Origin of the sequence: Polynucleobacter antarcticus, from assembly GCF_013307245.1 — a bacterium.
Taxonomy (GTDB): Bacteria; Pseudomonadota; Gammaproteobacteria; order Burkholderiales; family Burkholderiaceae; genus Polynucleobacter; species Polynucleobacter antarcticus.
Genome location: NZ_CP028941.1, coordinates 1,921,952 through 1,935,779 on the forward strand (window position 1 = coordinate 1,921,952; position 13,828 = coordinate 1,935,779).

Below are 13,828 nucleotides of genomic sequence, written 5' to 3' on the forward strand. Positions count from 1 at the left end.
ATGGCCTTTCAATTTGGTGGCGAATCAGGGATTTGAACCCCGGACCTGCGGATTATGATTCCGTCGCTCTAACCAGCTGAGCTAATTCGCCGAACTCATGATTATAGCGAAATTTAAACTACATAGCCATTGGGGGCCCTTGTACACTTCTTTCATCTAAAAATGCGGTTTTAGCGGCAAATCACTAGCCAACACTTGATGTACGCATTTGTCCTTTAAAGGAATATGCGTTCTCAAGAAAATCAAATGGAGGCGGTACCCATCCCTTGATTGGCTTTTAATCCTACTAATAAGGCTTGGTGAATTTGATCGCTGCTCTCACTTCAATCTTCATCATTGAAATCAGCGGGTTAAGTTTGGATTCACCATAAAGCACTACTTGCTTTATGATTAAATCTACAAAAACAACATTTGAGAGAACCCCATGAAAAATAGTCGTCGTCAATTTATGATTTTATCCGCTGCTGGTGCTTGTACCTTAGCGCTCAACGGGAGAGTACAAGCTCAAGCTATGGTGTCTGAAGCAGATCCACAAGCTAAGGGATTGAAATACGTTGCTGTCTCTACAACCGCTGGAAAGAACTGTGGAAACTGTGCTCTGTATCAGGGTAAAGCAGGCTCTGCTGCTGGTGGTTGCCCTCTGTTTGCAGGCAAACAAGTGGCTGCTAATGGCTGGTGCTCTGCTTGGGCTAAAAAAGGCTAACAAGATTCAATTAGCATAGGGTTAAGTCAACTTGAACTAACCCAAAAGAAAATAGCCCACTTGCTGGGCTATTTTTGATTTTGATTATCTTGGAGTGGAATTGACCAGGCGTGGAATGCCTAAATCTAACGATAAGACTGATAAACACTAGGTTTACCGTTTAACCCAATTAACAAAACATCGTATGGATCTTTTCTGCCCTTGTACTCTATGCCATCCATACCCGGAGAGCCAACCGGCATAGCAGGAACAGTAAGTCCAATAGCCTTGGGCTTTTCTGTCAACAGCCGCTTGATTTCTTTTGCTGGCACATGTCCTTCAATTGCATAACCACCAATCAAAGCGGTATGGCAAGAGCCAAACTGAATGGGCATACCTAACTTTTTACGAATCTCATCGTTGCCATCTGTATAGGTTTTTACAGCAAATCCATTTTTTTCAACATGGTCTGCCCAATCTTTACAGCAACCACAGGTTGGGCTTTTCCACATCGTAATGACTGGCTTCTCAGTTGCGGCAAAACCTATTGCTGGCAACAAAACCAAACCCAAAGAAATAAGCCTTCTTTGTTGATTAACTAATTTCATATTAACCATCTCTTTCTTCAAATAAAGGTTGCCCTTTCGGGCAAGCCTTTTACTAATGATTGTGTCCTTGATTATTCATTGGCATCTGCCAGTTCTTCATCTGCTGAGGCATTTGGCCACCACCCATTGGCATTTGCCCGCCATTCATAGGCATTTGATTAGAGGGGATATTGCCCATCATTTTCTGATGTTCCTTCATCATCTTTTCATGCTCCTCTGGATGGCAAAACTCGTGGTCATTACCTCCACTCATTTGATGAGCGTTAGCGCCTTTGTAACCCAGAATGCTTGGGTCTACCATGCCCGCAATCATCGCAATATGCCCAAAGACTAAGAACAAGGCAACGCAGATCGCATGAATCTTTAACTTGCCCATTTGATCTAAAGTCTTGTTCACTAAACCTATCTCTTGAAACGCGATCCAAATCAATGGCAAGCCAGCAATAACATAAGTACTGACGGCAATCACATCAATCACCGTTCTCCATTCACCAGCTTTGGTAATGGGAATGACCGCGTTGGTAATGATGTAGTAAATAATGCCAATAAAGTAGATTCCTACGGCAATACCAGCAAAGCGATTAAGGTAAAAAATAGCGCCTTCAAATTTGCGTGTGAATAGTAGGTATAGCTCAGTGATTGCCAAGGTCTCTGCCAGCACGATAGGAATAGCCATAAAGATAAGTAAATTCCAAGGCTGATTAACAGCCAATAACTCCATATAGTGAGTCATGTTCATAGTAAATCTCCAAATTAAATGCGTGACAAGTCGTCACAGTAAAACTAATTGTTTACGAAATTAGCTTTGAAATTTTGGAGGTTTATATATTGAGCTTGAAAAACCCTCCACCATTAAAGATGGAACTGGAGTTTCTGACTTCTCTCTGAGGCTTGTAATGCTGTCAGAGCTTATTTGATGGGTAATGATAAAACCCAAGCAACACTGATAAACGTTACTGTGACAGTCAATCGTTGTCTTTGCTTTTGCTTGCTCCGCTGGCGCTTCATGGCTATGGGTACTTGAATCGGCCATCACCATCTCATGGGAACTTGATTGATTTTGTCCAGCTATTGGCATGGTTGCCGCATGAATGAGGCTAGCAAACAAGCAAAAGCAGATGAGTAGGCACAAACGACGCATTTACAAATTTTAGGCTCTTTTAAATAAGTCTGCTTTGGATTGAAAGAAATGAGATATAGACGATATTTGTCATTTAAAGCGACATTATTAACGGCGGGCTATACCCTCCACTTAAACCGACTTGACTTAGTGGCATCTACATCATAGCCAATAGCACGTATTGGATTAGTACATTTTGGGCAAGTGAGTCCATCCCAGATTTTTAAGTGCTTATACGCACCACATGATTTACAAATACTCTCGTTCTCAATCTTGTCATCAATGCCTCCTTTCCGTGAGACGGTGTAGTTATTGATCTCCTTACATTCACCGCAGAGCATTGAGGCCTTAAAGGAATGTATTCCTTGCTCTACACCAATAGAGCCAATACATTCATACTTACAAGACCCGCACTTAAATTGATATCTCGGCATTTTTTATCGCTCTATTTCTTTTCAGTTTGCACATCCAGTCGCTTCATCCGCGCATCATGTATGAGTAATTGACGCTCTTGGTTGGCAACCCCAATAGTAATTTTCCTTGCGATCAGATCAGCATAGACCCTATCTATGTTCTTAAAAAATTCTTGGTAAATGGCATTAATTCTCGGACTCACTCCCTCGATTGCTAAAACCTGACATTCATTTGCTTGAGCAAGGTAATTTTTCAGTGCTGTTGCCTGTTGATCGGTGAGCTTATCCGCAGAGTTAAATAAAGCGTTAGCGTGTGGGTTATTTCTTGTCACGGCAATAATTTGACTATCTACCAAGAGCGCATCAGCGCCTTGATTCGTGCGAACAATACAATCATTTAACTTTTTTCTGACTGACTCAGTATGAATCGGGGCTATTGCTTTAGCTACTTGAACAGGATTTTTTACTGGTGGATTGCTTGCACAGCCACTTAATGTGATTAGACCTATAAGGATGAGTTTGTATATATTTTTCATTAGTGAAACCTTTTAAATTATTGGTAAACGAATTCCGCGCGGCGATTTTCTTGATAAGCCGCTTCGGTTTGAGCTGGGTTAACAGGCTTTTCTTTTCCATAGCTCACTGCCTCAATTTGAGATTCGCTCACCCCTTGTGCCATTAGTGCTTTGCGTACTGCATCTGAGCGGCGCTGCCCTAAAGCAAGGTTGTACTCTGTGGTGCCACGATCATCGGTATTGCCCTGAATAATCAGCCGAGTTTTTTGCTTATCAGAAGACTTTAGATAAGAAGCATGTGCACTAATGGTGAGGGCATATTTTGGGTCAATAGAATAACTATCAAGCTCAAAATAAATGACTCTTTTGCCATAGACACTAGACTTAGGATCACTAATGGGGTCATAACTCATTGATCCTCCAGCATTGACAGTGGCTACGCCATTAGTGTCATCGAGCTTAACGCTACTACAAGCGGAGATAGTGATTACAAATAAAGCGACTGCGAATACTTTAATAAAATTAAACATAGTAATACTCCCAAATACAGCCATATAGACATGGCTTATCAATGCAGAGGAAGCGCCTAGTAGTGCGCTTCTAGCCTAAAAAATTAAGCGTTATTTTTGGGAGGTTTGTATACGGAATCGGGGATGTTATCTGCGTGGTAAGGATCACTCGCAGTGGAGTATTTCATTTGGCGCTCGGAAATAAGAGGCATCACGATAGTAGATTCACTCAATGCAGCAAGTACATGCGACATCAAATACATAGAATGCACGGGCTCTTTGTCCTCTACAGAATTTTTTGAGCTAATAGTTTTTTGGATCTCTACACTCGTGTAGGCGCTACTTAGAAGATGGGCCCTCTCAATAGCACTTTGAATAAATACGCCCCCTGACGCAACCTTAAAGGAGATCACGAATAGGCAAATCATGACTATCAATGACTTCTTACTTAAATACATAAAGTAATTCTAGCTGTTTTCTTGATTTTAGCAATTTCACAAAAAAATCATCGATTTAAAGCGATAAAAAAGCAGTGCAACCATTCAGTAAGTCCATTTTTTATGTTTAATCGCACTTTTCTTCCTCTACTACACTTGATTGCGTTACGCATATTTTAAAAAGTTATAATGCCTATTCATTAATCTCCTTAGGAGAAGAATATGAATGCATTTTTCCTGCGTCTATGGAGAAAGTTAAAACACTTTTTTCACATTCAAACTCAGATCGCATTGAAAACGGTAGTAGCGTCGCATTCAAAAGATATTAAAAGCAATAAAAGTCCCCCAGTATTTGATGCATTTGTTACTGTGGCTATACCCGCTTTAAATGAAGAAAAAGCCATTGAATCCGTTGTGCAATACGCACTACGTGATAGAGCAACGGGTGAAGTTATTGTGATTGATGATTCCTCAACCGATCAGACTGCCTCTCTTGCACGTCGTGCTGGGGCGCGGGTGATTACGAGCTCTATGCTGGGCAAAGGAGCATCAATGCAGGATGGTGTCATGGCTGCCTGCCATGAATACATCGTGTTTCTTGATGGCGACTTATCTGGGCTACAAGAAAATATTATTTCTGATATGGTCGCACCCTTAGTACGTGATGAAGCGGACTTTGTAAAGGCGCGCTTTGGTCGTGGCGGTGGACGTGTCACCGAACTCACTGCAAAACCGATGCTCAAGGTATTTTTTCCAGAATTGGCACACATTAGCCAACCGCTCGGCGGGATTATTGCAGTCAGATCCTCATTATTAAAGCATTTGACCTTTGAGCCAGGATACGGAGTAGATATTGGCTTGCTAATTGATGCATTCAGAAAAGGCGCCCGTATTGCTGAGGTCGATATTGGCTCCTTGGAGCATGACAGTCAATCACTGCTAGATCTCACTACGATGGCAAATGAAGTGGCTCGGGTGATTCATCATCATTCACGCGAGGCAGGTCGCTTGCATGTAGAGCAAATTACTGAAATGTATGAAGCTCAACGGCAAGCTGCTGCTTCCTTTGATTACATTATTCATCGCCAGAAGAATCGCACTAAAGTTGTTTTACTTGATATGGATGGCACCATTACGCCACATCGATTTGTAGTTGAGCTCGCAAAACATACGCATACCGAAGATACCCTTGCATCCTTATTGGAGGATCCCTTAAATGATGCTGGAACACGTAGTAAGGAGATAGCGTCAATTTTTAAGTACACCCACCGCAAGCAGTTCGATAAGGTGGCAATGTCGATGGAGATTCGGCCAGGGGTGATTAATTTTGTGAATCAAATGAAGCGTGATGGCTTTATGGTTGGCATCGTATCTGATAGCTATTTCATTGCAGCAGAAATTATGCGCAAACGAATTTTTGCTGATTTTGCAATTGCACATATATTGCATTTTCAGAATGACATTTGTACAGGGGAGTTGAAGATTAATCCCGATTTCTTACCCAACGGCAAACTACTTGAGGACTTTGTTTGTAAAAGCAATGTTTTAAAGCGATTCTTATCGCCCAAGAACAAGCCATCATTTAAAGAAGTATGGGCAATAGGGGACAATCTTAATGATCTCAATATGCTGAACTTGGCTGATAAATCCTTTGTGATTGCACCAAAATCAGCGGCCTTGCAAAATCAAAAACACATTATCGAAATTCAATCATTTGTGGAACTATTGACTGTAGAGACTGAATTAACTTAAGTTCTGTGAGCTTGACCTCAGCTTCTCCTCAGCACCCCTACTGTAGGCTAGATTGAGCCATCCCCGCGCGATTTACTCGCGGGTGAGATCAGCAATAATGGCTTTATATTCTTCGCCAAACAAATCTAACAATTGCTGACGCCTACCTAATTCAAAATCAGAGAACTCAAATCCTGGTGCCACGGCACAGCTTACGAGACTATATGAATCAGGCTGATTAGTTCGGGCAGCAAACCAAGTATTGGCAGGAATCATCTTTTGAAATGATGCATCAGGGCCTAAGATATGCTCCTCTAGCCTGCCTAAGGCATTCATCATATAAATGGTTAAGGAGCAGCCCGAGTGGAAAAACCAACTCTCATCAGAGGCCACTTTATGCCATGCTGAAAAGGAATTCCCGGGCAATAAAAAATAAATACTGGTGTAGGCTGGGCGAGTACCATTTAAGGTCGGCACATCTATCATTAACGGTGCTCGATAGACCTCTCGATAAAAACCACCCTCTGGATGGGGTAGTAGCTCTAAACGCTGAACTATTTCTTGAATTTGAGTTTGAGTTTGAGTTTGAGTTTGAGTTTGAGTTTTATTATTGGGCATAGGTAAAGAATAACCGAAATTAATCGATTTTTCTGACGAATGCAGAATATGCGGCTGCTATATAAAATTGCCAATCTAGAAACTGTGCATTACAATACAATAATCGAGCTTCAGTTCATCTATTCTCATACTCAAAAATAACAGCATGATCAATATCTCCAGACTACCTATAAATACTCTGCTTGTTAGTATATGTACTCTGATGGTGATATTTTCAGTAGGCTGCTCAAAATCAGATGACAAAAACCAAAAGATTTTACAAGTCGCCATTGCGCCTACTGTACCTCCTCAGCTATTTATAGAAAATGGTAAGCCAGTGGGTGTTGATCTAGAAATCTTTAAAGGATTTTGTGAATCGCGAGGATATCGATACAACTTAAAGTCTTATGACTTTCAAGGGATGCTCGGTGCTGTTGCTAGTGGGCAGGCAGATATTGCATTTTCTGGAATCTCTATTACTGAGAAAAGACTAAAAGTGATGGATTTTTCAAATCCTTACATTCAAACTGGTTGGGATCTCGTCAGTTTGAAAAAAAGAAACATTCACATTACCAATTTAGATCAAATGAAAACATTTTCGATTGGCTTTCCTACGGGCACTGTCTTTATGGGCTACATTGAAAATGAATGGCAACCTAAAGGGATTTATAAAGTCAGTAAAGTGAAACTATACCCCTCTTATAATGAGGCACTTACGGACCTCAATAATGGCAATCTTGATCTCGTATTTACTGATAGCTCAATGCTCTCCGCCTATATTAATAAATTAAATATGCCAGTACAAAGTAGTTACGAAATTGCTTATGCCGATAAACTTGGCTTTGCTTTTATCAAGGGCTCCCCAATTAAAGAAGACTTTAATAAATATCTAGCCGAATTAGGCCCAGATAAAATTAAATCTTTTGAGGCAAAGTGGTCAAAATAATGTGTTGCCCTGATTAGCTGGCTGCACTTATGCGCCTTCTATCGATTTCTGCCGGAAAAGTAGCCAAGCTCTTTGGCTCACATCACCCGAACTACGCTATGGTAGCCTCTGCTATTGGTAAGCAATCTTTGAGCAATCTATCTCAGCGCACTCCGATTGAAATTACCACCTTAGGGGTCGTAGGCGATGAACAAGCAGACCTATCAGTTCATGGCGGAATTGAAAAAGCTATTTATGTTTACCCAGCCGAGCACTACCCATTCTGGAATACATTACTCACACGAGAAACCCAAAAACTAGTTGAATTAACTTTCGGAGCCATAGGCGAGAACTTCACGATCGAAGGCTTACTGGAAACGCAGCTCTATATTGGAGATCGGCTGACTATCGGTGAGCTTGAATTTACCGTCGTCAAACTCCGAGAGCCCTGTTTTAAGTTCAACGCGAAGATGCGCTACAAAGGCGCTGCCAAAGCCATGCTTCAATCGGGATTTAGTGGATGGTACCTACGGGTGAATCGCACTGGCTTGATAGCAGCTGGCGCGGCTATCGACATCATTCCAGGCCAAAGAATCACCTCCATCGCCGATCAAAATAAAGCGCTATTGAATCGCGGCAATCAGTCCGATTTATGGGAATAAAAAACCCGACCAAGTTAGGTCGGGTTTTTAGTAGTGCTAAAGTAAATGGCTCTTCAAAACTACCAGCCAATTGCCTTAGGCAGCCACAAGGAAATTACTGGGTAGTAGAACACTAAGAATAACGCTACGCCCTGCATCAATACAAAAGGAATGACGCCAATATAAAGATCTTTGATCTTCACTTCTGGTGGCGCAACGCCTTTCAGATAAAAGAGCGCCCAACCGAATGGTGGCGTTAAAAATGAAGACTGTAAGCAGACCGTAATCATCATCGCAATCCACACGGGATCGGCGCCCTGAGCCAAAAGAACCGGCAAAAACAAGGGCACTGCAATGTAACTGATCTCAATCCACTCGATGAAGAAACCAAGGATAAAGATGAGTAACAGCATGAACCAAATATCACTATTGATCCCCCCTGGAATGACCTCAAACATATTCGATATGAGATCTTCGCCATGCAAGCCTCTAAAAGACAAGGCAAAGACCTGAGCACAAATCAGAATGAACATCATCAAAGCGCTAATCTTAGTCGTATCTAAAGCAACCCGTTTTAAGATATCCCACTTAAAGCGGCCAGAAAAAACCGTGACTAAGATCGAACCCACAGCACCCATAGCAGCTGCTTCAGTTGGCGCAGCGACACCACCCACAATGGAGCCCAATACAGCGACCACCAACATAATCGGCGGAACTACTACCTTCCAAAAACGCATCCACAGCTCTTTACCGGAAACAAGATTACGCTCTTCTTTGGGGATCGGCGGCATTAAATCAGGCTTAATCCAGCCCAGTATCAAGATAAAGATGATGTATACCACCACCAACAGCATCCCCGGCCCTACTGCAGCAGCAAATAAAGTGCCAACCGACAACTGCATGATGTCAGAGAGCAAAATTAAAATTAAGCTTGGGGGAATAATTTGACCAAGCGTACCGGATGCACAGATGGCACCACAAGCAATACTCTTGTTATAGCCCCGCCGTATCAGGGTTGGCAGTGTCAGCAGTCCTAAGGTAATGACAGTTGCGCCAACGATACCGGTAGTCGCGCCCATTAAGGCGCCAAACAAAATAATGCCGATCGCCATGCCGCCCTTAACACCGCCTGCGATGTGGCCAATCACATCTAGCAAATCATCTGCGAGTCGTGATTTTTCAAGCATGATGCCCATGAAAATAAATAACGGGATAGCCAGCCACTGATAGCCGGCAACAATGCCAAAAATACGAGCAGGCAGTAGATTAAATAGTGAGGTACCAAAACCAAGGAAGCCAAAAATAAACCCGACTGTCGCTAAGGTGATGGCAACGGGCACGCCCAGCATTAATAAAAAGAAAAAGCCGACCAGCATCAAGATAGCCATGGTTTGCATTTCAAACATGCTTACCTCCTACTTCTGGGCGATTGAGTATCACGCGGCAAAGCTCAGCAAGACCTTGCAAGGCCAGCAGAATAAAACCAATCGGAATAAGTCCCTTAACTATCCAACGATAGGGTATTCCGCCCGGATCAGGTGACATCTCCCCAATAGAGTAAGACTGCATGACATAGAAGAAGGACAAATAGATAAAGAGCAATGCGACGATGATCGTCAATACCGCAGAAAGAATATCGACGCGATATTTACTTTTCGGTGAGTAGTTTCCGTAAAACAGATCGACTCGGACATTATCACCCCGTAACAAGGCATAACTCATGCCAAATAAAATTAATGCTGCTAGTAGATGCCACTCGAGCTCTTGGGCCCAAACCGAACCAACACTCATTGTGTATCTTAGAAAAACATTGACTGCAATCAATCCCACAATGGCCAAGGCCACGTATGACGTGGCCTTGCCAGTGAAATCAATTAAGCCTTCAATACGCACTGCGATTTTTGTTAACAATTGCTGCACTGATATTCCTTACTTAAATGATGATGACGTAAATCAACCGCGTACCTTGCTGTGGTAAGTCGCCTCACTATAAGATGCCCATGAATCGTAACTTTTCTTAAATGCAAAATAAGAATCATGTACTTTCTTAGTCATTGGATCGGCTGCAGCAGATTCATCCAAAATCTTTTTGGTTTCAGCACGCATGGCGGCTACTACTGAATCTGGCAATTGCAATGCAGTAACGCCTTGCTTCTTAACCAAGTCCTCCATAGCTTCGGCATTATTCCGCTGGCACCATGCCTCACCGATCACATTGCAAGCGGCCGCTGCATTTTGTACCACTGCCTGAAGATCCTTAGGAAGCTTTTCCCAAGCAGCTTTATTGATGAGTAATTCAGATGTTGTTGCAGGCTCATGCCAGCCTGTGGTGTAGTAAAACTTAGCCGCCTTTTGCAATCCTAGACGACGGTCTTGGAATGGGCCAACGAACTCGGCTGCATCAATCACACCACGTTCTAATGCTGGGAAAATCTCACCGCCTGGCAATACTTTCACGTCCACACCCAATTTGGCGTAGACCTTACCTGCCAAACCTGGAATACGCATTTTGAGGCCCTTGAGGTCAGCGACGGTATTAATTTTCTTCTTAAACCAACCCGTCATTTGAACGCCAGTATTACCGCAGGGCATAGCAACCATTCCAAATGGGGCATACACCTCATTCCAAAGATCAATACCACCGCCGTCATAAAGCCAGCCATTCATCCCCTGAAAGTTCAGGCCAAAAGGTACTGCTGTGAAATACTGCGCAGCAAATGTTTTTCCAGTCCAAAAGTAACTATTGGCATGGTTCATCTCTACCGTACCAGAACGAACTGCATCAAATCCCTCAAAAGCTGGAATTAACTCACCAGCTCCATACACCTGAATCTTTAGTCGTCCATTGGACATCTCACCAATACGCTTAGCAAGGTCAGTAGCACTACCTGGGCCATCCATATAAAAAGGGGCACCCTTAGGATAGGCACTAGTCATCTTCCAGTTAAAAGTTTGCTGCGATTGGGCCTGAACAATAGCTGGGGCGCCCAAGGCAACACCTACCACGCCTGCTCCAATACTGGTACTGAGAAATTTACGGCGATTGGTTTTCATAATTGACTTCTCCTGAATAAATACTATTTAAGTGAATGACATAAAAAATTAGTTTGCGTCAAGTTTGATGCATTTAGAGTTTTGGATTGCAGCCAGATGAGCGCCTGCTTGTTACCAATTTAATATAGTACAAAGCGTGCTGAACGTACCTAGGATAATCCCTAATATGGTGCATTTGGCATGCCTGCGGGGGACAAGCTATTCTGATATTTCAGTCTATTAGCCAAAAGTATTTACACTCTAAATTGCAGTAATACACTGTCATTAGCACGGTAATAAAAAAATAATAAGGTAAAAAATGCAACAAAAATGGGGTATTCGGGGGATGGCGGTAGCACCCCACTCTTTGGCATCTGAATCTGCTTTAGCGGTCTTGAGAGAAGGCGGCAATGCATTAGAAGCGATGGTGGCAGCAGCAGCGACGATTGCTGTGGTCTACCCGCATATGAATTCCATTGGTGGTGACTCTTTTTGGGTTGTGCATGCGCCCGGTAAAGCCATGGGTGGCATTGATGCCTGCGGAGCAGCGGCTGGTCTTGCTACCAAGCAATGGTATGCAGAGCGTGGCATTACTAAAGCCATTCCTTTTCGTGGGGCAGTTGCAGCCAATACGGTTGCGGGAACAATCTCTGGCTGGGGCGCAGCCCATAAATTATCTCGGCAAGGTCTTGGTGGCAAGCTGCCACTCTCCCGCTTATTAGCGGATGCGATTGCCTATGCTGAGAGCGGTGTACCAGTAACTTTCAGTCAATCGAGTTTGACCAATAAAAAACGGGCAGAACTAATCGATATTCCCGGATTTGCTCAAACTTTTTTAGTAGATGGCAAGGCGCCAGCTATGGGCAGTATCTTCAAACAAGAACGTCTTGCTAAAACTTTGCGCCAAGTCGCTAAAAAAGGGACTGAAGATTATTACCGTGGCGATCTAGCCGACCTGCTATCTAAGGAGTTGACAGAAATTGGCAGCCCGCTGCGCTTGAAAGATTTACACCGTCATCAAGCCAAACTGATTGACCCGCTTGAGCTCAAACATAGTCAGGGTAATGTCTACAACATGACACCACCTACGCAAGGCGTAGTGTCCCTCATGATCATTGGTATTTTGGATCAACTCAATCTCAAGCGCTTTAAAGTCGATAGTGCCCAATATGTTCATCACTGCGTTGAAGCCACTAAGCAAGCCTTTAAGGTACGAGATCAGCATATTACTGATCCTGCCTACATGACACGGCATGCACAGTCTTTCTTATCCCCTGCTTTCTTAAAAAAACTCGCAGCCAATATTGATCCTGAGAAAGCACTTCCATGGGGTCAAGGCAAAGGGCCAGCAGACACGATTTGGATGGGTGTGGTCGATGGTGATGGCAATTGTGTTTCTTTTATTCAAAGTATTTATCACGAGTTTGGTGCCGGCATTGTGCTTCCTAAATCTGGAGTCAATTGGCAAAACCGAGGATGTAGCTTTTCCTTAGACCGTCAAGTACTCAATTATCTTGAGCCTTACCGCAAACCATTTCATACCTTAAATCCAGCAATGGCTTTATTTAAAGATGGGCGCTCTATGGTGTACGGCACGATGGGTGGCGATGGTCAACCTCAAACACAATGTGCAGTCTTCACACGCACCGCAACTTACGGACTGGATCCCCAAGATGCTATCAGTCGCCCTCGGTGGCTTCTTGGTCGCACTTGGGGTCAAACCAGTGACAGCCTCAAACTGGAGTCGCGGTTTAACCCCTGGACTGTGAAAGAGTTACATGCACTTGGTCATGAAATTGAAATGCTCGATGCTTTTGATGAAACAGTAGGTCATGCAGGTTGTATTATTCGCGACCCATCGGGTACCCTGCATGGCGGATGGGATCCTCGGAGCGACGGGGCTGTTAGCGCGTTTTAGTAATAAATAATTTGGGTACGCGTAGCTCCCAATAGATGGCGGCTACGCGTAGTCCAAAAATAGTGAGCATGCAAATCACAGAGCCTTCGAGTGTGTACTGAGGTAAAAAGTTCAATACCAAAATATATAAGCCACAGCCCAAGGTTACCGGAATAGCGTACAGCTCATGGGACATGAGCAAGGTTTTTCTGCCCGCCAACACATCTCGTAGTAAGCCTCCGCCTATTGCAGTGACCACTCCCAGAATAACCGGGGCTACGGGCAAACCAAAGTCTAAGTTCCAAGCCTTATCCACACCTTGGATGCCAAACAATGCTGCGCCTAGACCATCAATGTAGAGCATCCAACGATAAGTTTGAGGTTGCGTAAAAAAAGATTCCGCAAAAAAAGCTACGACGCAGGCACCCAAAGCTATCCATAGATACATTTGTGATGCCGACCAAAAGACCGGAACACCCAAAATAATGTCCCGCACCGTTCCGCCACCAATAGCCGTAATGACGCCAAGAACGAGAACACCAAAGAGATCTACCCCGCGATCAGCAATGGCCAGTACACCCGTGACTGCAACTGCAACGGTAGCAATCACGCCAATCCAGAAATTAATTTGATCCATAAGGCTTAGTCTAAATCACTTGGGAGACTATTCATCAAGTCCTCAATATACTGAGGGGAATACATCCAGGAAATCCTTTATGA

General features: G+C 43.4%; 17 protein-coding genes and 1 tRNA gene. 5 read left to right on the forward strand and 13 right to left on the reverse strand.

The features are described 5' to 3' along the window. Positions 1 to 14: 14 nt before the first annotated feature. Positions 15 to 91, reverse strand: a tRNA-Met gene (locus DCO16_RS09910). A 333-nt stretch (positions 92 to 424) separates the two neighbouring features. Here DCO16_RS09910 and DCO16_RS09915 point away from each other — a divergent pair. Continuing rightward, positions 425 to 703, forward strand: a complete 279-nt coding sequence (locus DCO16_RS09915) for a high-potential iron-sulfur protein (protein WP_173943488.1) — start codon at positions 425 to 427, stop codon at positions 701 to 703. Positions 704 to 828: 125 nt separating this feature from the next. Here DCO16_RS09915 and DCO16_RS09920 read toward each other — a convergent pair whose 3' ends face one another. From DCO16_RS09920 to DCO16_RS09950, 7 genes are all read right to left on the reverse strand, one after another. Next, entirely contained in the window at positions 829 to 1,290 is a 462-nt protein-coding gene (locus DCO16_RS09920; protein ID WP_173943489.1) for a DUF411 domain-containing protein, read from the reverse strand. A 52-nt stretch (positions 1,291 to 1,342) separates the two neighbouring features. After that, a complete protein-coding gene (locus tag DCO16_RS09925) occupies positions 1,343 to 2,029 on the reverse strand; it encodes a DUF6803 family protein (protein ID WP_217426660.1) in 687 nt (228 codons plus the stop codon). Positions 2,030 to 2,089: 60 nt separating this feature from the next. After that, positions 2,090 to 2,431, reverse strand: a complete 342-nt coding sequence (locus DCO16_RS09930) for a hypothetical protein (RefSeq protein WP_173943490.1) — start codon at positions 2,429 to 2,431, stop codon at positions 2,090 to 2,092. A gap of 98 nt (positions 2,432 to 2,529) precedes the next feature. After that, positions 2,530 to 2,844 carry a hypothetical protein gene (locus tag DCO16_RS09935; protein WP_173943491.1) on the reverse strand — a complete coding sequence of 105 codons (315 nt, stop codon included), beginning with the start codon at positions 2,842 to 2,844 and terminating at the stop codon, positions 2,530 to 2,532. 11 nt (positions 2,845 to 2,855) lie between these two features. After that, positions 2,856 to 3,359, reverse strand: coding sequence for a COG3014 family protein (locus DCO16_RS09940; RefSeq protein WP_173943492.1), 504 nt, complete (start codon positions 3,357 to 3,359; stop codon positions 2,856 to 2,858). A 17-nt stretch (positions 3,360 to 3,376) separates the two neighbouring features. Next, the gene (gene pal, locus DCO16_RS09945) at positions 3,377 to 3,868 is read right to left on the reverse strand and encodes a peptidoglycan-associated lipoprotein Pal (protein ID WP_173943493.1); all 492 of its coding nucleotides are present in this window, start codon (positions 3,866 to 3,868) and stop codon (positions 3,377 to 3,379) included. An 83-nt stretch (positions 3,869 to 3,951) separates the two neighbouring features. Continuing rightward, a complete protein-coding gene (locus DCO16_RS09950) occupies positions 3,952 to 4,305 on the reverse strand; it encodes a hypothetical protein (protein ID WP_173943494.1) in 354 nt (117 codons plus the stop codon). Between the two features lie 201 nt (positions 4,306 to 4,506). Between DCO16_RS09950 and DCO16_RS09955 the strand changes: the two genes are divergently transcribed. Continuing rightward, a complete protein-coding gene (locus DCO16_RS09955) occupies positions 4,507 to 6,036 on the forward strand; it encodes a glycosyltransferase (RefSeq protein WP_173943495.1) in 1,530 nt (509 codons plus the stop codon). 72 nt (positions 6,037 to 6,108) lie between these two features. Here the strand turns inward: DCO16_RS09955 and DCO16_RS09960 are convergent, their stop codons facing one another. Further along, positions 6,109 to 6,633, reverse strand: a complete 525-nt coding sequence (locus DCO16_RS09960; protein WP_173943496.1) for a cupin domain-containing protein — start codon at positions 6,631 to 6,633, stop codon at positions 6,109 to 6,111. Positions 6,634 to 6,835: 202 nt separating this feature from the next. Between DCO16_RS09960 and DCO16_RS09965 the strand changes: the two genes are divergently transcribed. After that, positions 6,836 to 7,558 carry a transporter substrate-binding domain-containing protein gene (locus tag DCO16_RS09965; RefSeq protein ID WP_217426661.1) on the forward strand — a complete coding sequence of 241 codons (723 nt, stop codon included), beginning with the start codon at positions 6,836 to 6,838 and terminating at the stop codon, positions 7,556 to 7,558. Positions 7,559 to 7,587: 29 nt separating this feature from the next. After that, positions 7,588 to 8,199 (forward strand): MOSC domain-containing protein, encoded by a 612-nt coding sequence (locus DCO16_RS09970; RefSeq protein WP_173943498.1) that lies wholly within the window; start codon positions 7,588 to 7,590, stop codon positions 8,197 to 8,199. A 59-nt stretch (positions 8,200 to 8,258) separates the two neighbouring features. Here DCO16_RS09970 and DCO16_RS09975 read toward each other — a convergent pair whose 3' ends face one another. Genes DCO16_RS09975 through DCO16_RS09985 form a run of 3 tightly spaced genes read right to left on the reverse strand, consistent with a single transcriptional unit; the run spans position 8,259 to position 11,232 of the window. Beyond that, complete coding sequence (locus DCO16_RS09975) at positions 8,259 to 9,584, reverse strand: TRAP transporter large permease (RefSeq protein ID WP_173943499.1); 1,326 nt, start codon at positions 9,582 to 9,584, stop codon at positions 8,259 to 8,261. Further along, positions 9,577 to 10,098 carry a TRAP transporter small permease subunit gene (locus DCO16_RS09980; protein WP_173943500.1) on the reverse strand — a complete coding sequence of 174 codons (522 nt, stop codon included), beginning with the start codon at positions 10,096 to 10,098 and terminating at the stop codon, positions 9,577 to 9,579. Before DCO16_RS09980 ends, DCO16_RS09975 begins: the two co-directional genes overlap by 8 nt. Positions 10,099 to 10,131: 33 nt before the next feature. Continuing rightward, entirely contained in the window at positions 10,132 to 11,232 is a 1,101-nt protein-coding gene (locus DCO16_RS09985; protein WP_173943501.1) for a TRAP transporter substrate-binding protein, read from the reverse strand. 298 nt (positions 11,233 to 11,530) lie between these two features. Between DCO16_RS09985 and DCO16_RS09990 the strand changes: the two genes are divergently transcribed. Beyond that, positions 11,531 to 13,129 (forward strand): gamma-glutamyltransferase family protein, encoded by a 1,599-nt coding sequence (locus tag DCO16_RS09990; RefSeq protein ID WP_173943502.1) that lies wholly within the window; start codon positions 11,531 to 11,533, stop codon positions 13,127 to 13,129. On the opposite strand, the gene DCO16_RS09995 is transcribed toward DCO16_RS09990, so the two are convergent. Further along, positions 13,116 to 13,745, reverse strand: coding sequence for a trimeric intracellular cation channel family protein (locus DCO16_RS09995; protein ID WP_173943503.1), 630 nt, complete (start codon positions 13,743 to 13,745; stop codon positions 13,116 to 13,118). The genes DCO16_RS09990 and DCO16_RS09995 overlap by 14 nt on opposite strands. Between the last annotated feature and the right edge of the window lie 83 nt (positions 13,746 to 13,828).

What these genes read in the sequence shown, in the direction of transcription:
- DCO16_RS09995 (WP_173943503.1), bottom strand. Translation starts at nt 13,745, where the DNA reads ATGGATCAAATTAATTTCTGGATTGGCGTGATTGCTACCGTTGCAGTT.
- DCO16_RS09920 (WP_173943489.1), bottom strand. Translation starts at nt 1,290, where the DNA reads ATGAAATTAGTTAATCAACAAAGAAGGCTTATTTCTTTGGGTTTGGTT.
- DCO16_RS09950 (WP_173943494.1), bottom strand. Translation starts at nt 4,305, where the DNA reads ATGTATTTAAGTAAGAAGTCATTGATAGTCATGATTTGCCTATTCGTG.
- DCO16_RS09970 (WP_173943498.1), top strand. Translation starts at nt 7,588, where the DNA reads ATGCGCCTTCTATCGATTTCTGCCGGAAAAGTAGCCAAGCTCTTTGGC.
- DCO16_RS09960 (WP_173943496.1), bottom strand. Translation starts at nt 6,633, where the DNA reads ATGCCCAATAATAAAACTCAAACTCAAACTCAAACTCAAACTCAAACT.
- DCO16_RS09985 (WP_173943501.1), bottom strand. Translation starts at nt 11,232, where the DNA reads ATGAAAACCAATCGCCGTAAATTTCTCAGTACCAGTATTGGAGCAGGC.
- DCO16_RS09955 (WP_173943495.1), top strand. Translation starts at nt 4,507, where the DNA reads ATGAATGCATTTTTCCTGCGTCTATGGAGAAAGTTAAAACACTTTTTT.
- DCO16_RS09930 (WP_173943490.1), bottom strand. Translation starts at nt 2,431, where the DNA reads ATGCGTCGTTTGTGCCTACTCATCTGCTTTTGCTTGTTTGCTAGCCTC.
- DCO16_RS09965 (WP_217426661.1), top strand. Translation starts at nt 6,836, where the DNA reads ATGGTGATATTTTCAGTAGGCTGCTCAAAATCAGATGACAAAAACCAA.
- DCO16_RS09990 (WP_173943502.1), top strand. Translation starts at nt 11,531, where the DNA reads ATGCAACAAAAATGGGGTATTCGGGGGATGGCGGTAGCACCCCACTCT.
- DCO16_RS09915 (WP_173943488.1), top strand. Translation starts at nt 425, where the DNA reads ATGAAAAATAGTCGTCGTCAATTTATGATTTTATCCGCTGCTGGTGCT.
- DCO16_RS09935 (WP_173943491.1), bottom strand. Translation starts at nt 2,844, where the DNA reads ATGCCGAGATATCAATTTAAGTGCGGGTCTTGTAAGTATGAATGTATT.
- DCO16_RS09925 (WP_217426660.1), bottom strand. Translation starts at nt 2,029, where the DNA reads ATGAACATGACTCACTATATGGAGTTATTGGCTGTTAATCAGCCTTGG.
- pal (WP_173943493.1), bottom strand. Translation starts at nt 3,868, where the DNA reads ATGTTTAATTTTATTAAAGTATTCGCAGTCGCTTTATTTGTAATCACT.
- DCO16_RS09975 (WP_173943499.1), bottom strand. Translation starts at nt 9,584, where the DNA reads ATGTTTGAAATGCAAACCATGGCTATCTTGATGCTGGTCGGCTTTTTC.
- DCO16_RS09940 (WP_173943492.1), bottom strand. Translation starts at nt 3,359, where the DNA reads ATGAAAAATATATACAAACTCATCCTTATAGGTCTAATCACATTAAGT.